General features: G+C 64.2%; 5 protein-coding genes. 4 read left to right on the top strand and 1 reads right to left on the bottom strand.

Features of this window, described 5'->3' with window-relative positions; genetic code table 11:
* The first annotated feature begins 59 nt into the window (after positions 1–59).
* Positions 60–1709 (top strand): ShlB/FhaC/HecB family hemolysin secretion/activation protein, encoded by a 1650-nt coding sequence (locus tag G3N58_RS21895; protein ID WP_206000198.1) that lies wholly within the window; start codon positions 60–62, stop codon positions 1707–1709.
* Between the two features lie 247 nt (positions 1710–1956).
* On the opposite strand, the gene G3N58_RS21890 is transcribed toward G3N58_RS21895, so the two are convergent.
* On the bottom strand, positions 1957–2199 hold the full coding sequence (locus G3N58_RS21890; RefSeq protein WP_206000207.1) for a DUF1778 domain-containing protein: 243 nt from the start codon (positions 2197–2199) through the stop codon (positions 1957–1959).
* Between G3N58_RS21890 and G3N58_RS21885 the strand changes: the two genes are divergently transcribed.
* The 3 genes from G3N58_RS21885 (at position 2182) to G3N58_RS21875 (ending at position 5643) form a co-directional block, all read left to right on the top strand.
* Positions 2182–2592, top strand: coding sequence for a hypothetical protein (locus tag G3N58_RS21885; RefSeq protein WP_206000197.1), 411 nt, complete (start codon positions 2182–2184; stop codon positions 2590–2592). The genes G3N58_RS21890 and G3N58_RS21885 overlap by 18 nt on opposite strands.
* Positions 2593–3091: 499 nt before the next feature.
* Positions 3092–3787, top strand: a complete 696-nt coding sequence (locus G3N58_RS21880; protein WP_277396979.1) for a response regulator transcription factor — start codon at positions 3092–3094, stop codon at positions 3785–3787.
* Positions 3788–3792: 5 nt separating this feature from the next.
* Positions 3793–5643 (top strand): 7TM diverse intracellular signaling domain-containing protein, encoded by a 1851-nt coding sequence (locus G3N58_RS21875; protein ID WP_346778286.1) that lies wholly within the window; start codon positions 3793–3795, stop codon positions 5641–5643.
* Positions 5644–5714 lie beyond the last annotated feature (71 nt).

The raw sequence follows: 5714 nt of genomic DNA, 5'->3' as shown, positions 1-5714 counted from the left end.
CAAGACTCATCGAACCCCGCGCCCCAGCAACGACACGAACACAAGGACTCCTCCTGAACGTGCAAGCCTCTTCTGAAACCGGGAGCGCCGCGATGCGCCGCCTGTTGATTGCGTCGCTGCTGGGCGGCGCCTGTGCGACGGCCCATGGCCAGGCCCTGCCGCCCCTTCCGGACTCCGGTGCCCTGCAACGCAGCCAACAGCAGCAGCAAGAATTCCTGACCACCCCTGTGCAACCGCCGCAACCTGTACGACCCGTCATCAGCGATGAACAGGCGCCGCAGGACAACGGCCTGAGCCCCGCATCGACGGTGCGCTTCACCCTGGAAAACCTCATCTTCACGCCCAGCCACTATCTAAGCGATGCCGACCTGCAAGCTATCGCCCGGAAATACGTCAGGCAGCAAGTCACGTATGACGATCTTCAGGAGATACTCAGTGAGGTCAATGCGCTGTACCGCCAGCACAGAATCTTCACCGCGCGCGCTATTCTGCCGCCACAACGCGTCGCAAACGGCATCGTGCATATAGAGCTGGTTGAAGGCAACCTCGGCGAATCGAGTATCCAGGGCAACGAGGCCACCCGAGCTTCATGGATCAACGGCTGGCTGGAGATGCCTCCAGGACAGCCGCTGGACACCGGCGAACTCGAACGCCGCATCGAGTTGTTCAACCACGTCAACACCGTGCAGCTCGACGCCCGTCTACGTCCCGGCCAATCCTTCGGCGTCACCGACCTCGCCATCCAGGCGACCGAGCCGCAGCGCTACCAGTTGCAACTCTTTGCCGACAACATGGGCGCGCCCAGCGTCGGCGGCAACGAAGTCGGCATGAGCGGCGCCATCGACAACCCTCTTGGCATCGGCGACCTGCTCGGCCTGTACTATGTGCATTCGCATGGGTCCGACTCCGGCGCGCTCAACTACAGCCTGCCCGTCAACCGCTCGGGTGGCCGCCTGGGCTTGTCGCTCGGCAGCCTTTCCAGCCATGTCACCTCCGGTCCTTATCAGGATTTCGACGTGAACGGACGTTCGCGCAGCGCCCGGTTGCAGTTCAGCCAACCCGTCGCGCGACTGGGGGCGTGGTGGCTTGACGGCATGGCAAGCGGCGGCATTACCCGATCCAGCAACGACATCCTTGGCATCGACCTGGGCAATAATACGGTGCGCACCGCCAGCGTCGGCCTGACCGCCCTCGGCCTGTACGACACACGTAGCTTCAGCCTCGCGCTCACCCACAGCTACCATTCGATCTGCTCCGACACCGAAAGCTCGCGGCACGCCCAAACCTGGAACCTCAACGGCAGTTGGACCCAGAAAATCACGAACTCGGATTACAGCGTGGTGCGCGTCGGCGCCCAGAAAACCAACAGCGGCCAGCTTAACTCAAGCCTCGCCATGCAAATTGGCGGCGCTGCCACCGTGCGCGGCTATACGCTCGGCGCGATTGCGGGCGACGACGGCTATTGGGCCAATCTCGAATGGCACCACCGCCTGTTCAACCGCGTCACCGGCTATGCTTTCGCCGATGCCGGCGGCGTGCACACCCCGGATATTCCCAGCCAGCAGGTGGCATCCGTTGGACTCGGCCTGGATGTGTCACTGCTGAAGGATGTCCAACTGAACGTCGTCGCAGCCCGCACACTGAAGACAGTCACCGCGGACCAGGACCGTTGGCAAGTAACGGCGCGGCTATCGTGGCAAGTATTTTGAGGGTTTCAATTCGTTCGAACCTGGAACTCAGCCGTTTCCGCGCCGTTTCACTTCCTATGAGCGCACCTTTGCCATTGCCTCCATCAAATGCCGTCGCGTCACCCACTGATTTGACAAGGTAGACGACGTCTTGAGTTGCGCATTGCAGGGCTCCAGTGCAGGTAGCGGTCGAGCGCCTGCGAGCCGCACTCGAAGGGGGAGCGGTCATGATGGGACCCCAGCGCGGTCACACTCCGCGGGCTGGCCGTCATTCGTTACGCAGCAGGCGGTCGTGACGGGACATCGCGCGCTGCAGCGCCTCGACGGGCGGCGGCGGCGCCAGGATCGCGTCGACAAAGCGCTGCGAATCGGCCAGCGACAGGCGGATCACCTCGGCGTCGGCGATGGCGCGCTGGGCCGCCTCGCGGGCAGCCGAAACGATGAAATCGGTCATCGTGCGCCCCTGGAGTTCCGCAGCGCGTCGGATGGCGGCATGCACGTCGGTCTCGATGCGGGCCTCAAATCGGGTCGTGGTCTTGGTAGGTCACCTCCTGTCCACACTGTACGGAAAATAGCCGGGGCAAGCGTAGAACAAAATTTAACTGCCAGCGTTGCGAAAGTGAATCCGTTGCTGCCACTCTACCGGTCGGCGGAAGTCGGCCTGCCACGTGCCATGCATGTGGATCACTTCTATCAGCGCCATCAGGCGCTCGAAGGTCTTGGCACTGTCACGTTTGCACTCTACGCGATGAGCGCGCACCGCATGGGCTTTACCCGTATCTCGTTAATCGCCGGCGGGGGCCGCGGACATGACCGGCGCATGATAGGTTGCGTCCGCAATGTGGTTGTCTGCCACAGCAGCTTGACCTTCTTAACCTCGCCGCGCCAGGCGCGGGAGAAATGACCGCTTACAAATATCTAGCCGGCCCTTGTGAATTTCGGGCGACACCAACCTCTTACGATTCTTCCTTTAGAAAAACAGATGTATCTGATTTACAGGGCGTTCCTGGCATGTTTACTTAATGGGTGTAGCCGTTTTCCCCAGCTTTACCGACATGCCATATTTACGGTCTTCCTTGATGAGTGCAACCTCGTGATCCAGATAGAACTTGCGGCTGTTTTTACCGCCAGAACGCCCCTATGCCCGTCGACACCAGGCCTACCTGATCGGCATTGACTGCACCATGGACCCGCCGACCGAAATCCGTGCGGCATACGGCTATCCCGGTCTGTTCGACGCAAACCGGTCGGCCAGGGACTCTGGTCTTATCTGCAGGCCCTTATGACGCGTGGCCCTGAGGACTCTCTGGACCCGAGCCGCGGCCATCACGCTGGATCTGCTGGCAGGAAAGGGAGCAGCCCTACCGGGAGCGGCCCTGCGCCTCCGAATGCGAAGGAATCTCTTGAATCAGAAAGGAAGCACGCCCGTGTCCGGTCCCGCGCGAGATGTAGAAGCGACACTGCCGGTCCCCGTGTTGCTGATTGAGGACGACCCGCTAATGCGGCGGCGCATCAAAGGGCTACTACTTCAGCTAGGCTACGTGGCCGCCGACCTCCTGACCGCCGATTCGCTGGCGCAGGCGCGCTCGCGTATGGCAGAGCCGGTCGCGCTCGCGCTGGTCGACCTGCGGCTGCCGGACGGCAGCGGCATCGACCTCATCGCCGAACTGCGGGCACGCGATCCGGGCCTGAGCATCATGGTCGTGTCCGCCTGGAGCACACGCGAGGAAATCCTGGCCTCCCTGCGCGCCGGTGCCGACGGCTATGTCCTCAAGGAGCGAGACGACCTGGAGGTCGTGCTGGCGTTGCGCAGCGTACTGCGCGGCGGCGCGCCGATCGATCCGTTCGTGGCCCGGCAGATCATCGAGGAGATTCCCGCCCAGTCCGCGGAACAGCCGGGAGACGCCGGCCTGAGCCGGCGCGAGAGCGAGATCCTTCGCCTGGTGGCCGAGGGGCTGAGCAATCGTGACATCGCCGAGCGCCTGTTCCTGTCGCGCCTCACCGTCGAGTCCCACATCAAGCAGATCTATCGAAAGCTCGCCGTTTCCTCGCGCACACAGGCGGCTCACGCGGCACGGCAATGGGGTCTTCTGGATTGAGGTGGTTGCTCCTTTGGCTGCTGTGGGCATGCGGCCTGTCCGCCTGGGCTCAGGCGCCCGCCCCGGCGCGCTGCCCCGTCGAGGTCATCGCCGCCCATGCCGCCGAAGCGACAGCCGATGGCGGCAGGCCCGCCGCTGCGGATTGGCGTCCCGTCACCCTTCCCGACGAATGGAACCGGCGTTACCCGGACGCCCCGGCCAGCAGCGTCTGGTACCGGGTCGAGTGGCGGCGCGCCTGCTCCGGATCCGGCGCGCCGCCGGTCGCCCTGCTGCTGTCATCAGTGGTCCTGGCAGGTGAGGTCTACGTCAACGACCACTATCTCTTCAGCGACGAGCACCTGAGTGAGCCGCTGTCGCGTAGCTGGAACATGCCCCGCAACTGGGTCCTGCCTGATGCATGGCTGCATGACGGGATGAACACGCTCTGGGTGCGCGCCGTCAGCGTGCCAGGACAGGACCTCGGGCTGGGCCCGGTCATCCTGGGCGATCCGCGCGACATCCAGCGCCAGCACGACCGCCACCAGTGGCGCTATCGGACCCTCTTCGCTATCAGTGCGATCGTTTCTGCCGTCATCGGCGTCCTGTTCTTCTGCCTCTGGATCGTGCGCCGCGACCAGCGCTTCTACGGCTGGTACGCCGCCTCGTCGCTGTTCTGGGTCGTATTCATCGCCAACGTGCTCGCGACCAGCCCGTGGCCCCTATCGAGTTCCCTGATGGTCGCCCGGGTCAACACCATGGCGCTGCTGCTGTCGGCCACCTGCTTTTGCCTGTTCACCTGGCGTTTCGCGAAACAGGTCCTGCCGCGACTCGAACGCGCCCTGTGGACCGTGACGGCCGCGCTGCTGGTCGTGCTGGCAGGCGTTCCCGACGCCTACACAGGCTGCGCGCAGAGGATCGGCTTCAGCGCCGCATCGGCCATCTTTCTGCTCAACTGCGTGCAGTTTCTCTTCCACGCCTGGCGCACCCGCCGCCGCGAGCATGGCTGGCTGGCTGTGTGCCTGCTCGTGCTTCCCGTCGCGGCCCTACACGACCTGCTGGTACTTACGGGCTTTGTCCATGCAAGCCCGGTGTTCCCCTATGCGAACATCGTAAACACCCTCGCGCTTTCGGCGATCCTGGGCTTGCGCCATGCACGCAACCTGCGACGCATCGAACGCTTCAACCAGGAACTGGCCGAGGGCATTGAGCAGGCGCGCAGCGAGGTCGCCAGGAGTCTCGAGCGCGACCACGCGCTGACCCTTGCCAACACGCGCCTGCAGGACCGGCTGCAGATTGCCCATGATCTGCACGACGGCCTGGGCGGCGCGGTCTTCCACATGATGGCGTCGGTCGAACAGGGCGCTGGTCCGCTGCCGAGGCCGCAGGTGCTGTCGATGCTGAAATTCATCCGCGATGACCTGCGCCACACCATTGACAGCAATTCGTCGGCGCACGTCTCGGTGCCGGCTATACCGCAGGAATGGATCGCCCCGCTGCGCCACCGCTACACGACCCTGTTCGACGAACCGGGTATCGCATCCGAATGGCACGTCCCGCCGTCGTGGCGCACGCCGCCGAACGCGCTCCAGTACCTGGCGCTCACCCGCCTGGTGGAGGAAGCGCTGACCAATGTGATCAAGCACAGCCGCGCGCGCCGGGTCCGGCTGCATCTCGCTCAATCCGAGCCGCATGCGCTGGCGCTCGAGATCGAGGACGACGGCGTCGGCTTCGATGTCGCGGCGGTTCGCCAGGCCGACATCAGCACCGGCATACGCAGCATGTCGGTGCGCATCGCCTCCGTGGGCGGCACGCTCGACGTGCAGTCGGAGCCGAGGCGCACTGTCCTGACGGTTCGCATGAAGCTCAGCCCGCCTTGAGGCGTGTGCCAGTAGACTGATGGATCGCCCTCCATCACCAGAACCCGTGTTGGCAAGGTGAGGGCAGCGCA

The sequence above is a fragment of the Paraburkholderia sp. Ac-20342 genome (genome assembly GCF_017104985.1).
Taxonomy (GTDB): Bacteria; Pseudomonadota; Gammaproteobacteria; order Burkholderiales; family Burkholderiaceae; genus Paraburkholderia.
This window is presented reverse-complemented; position numbering and strand designations above follow the sequence as displayed.

Coding starts and splice junctions, on each gene's coding strand:
- G3N58_RS21885 (WP_206000197.1), top strand. CDS start 2,182: ATGCACGTCGGTCTCGATGCGGGCCTCAAATCGGGTCGTGGTCTTGGT.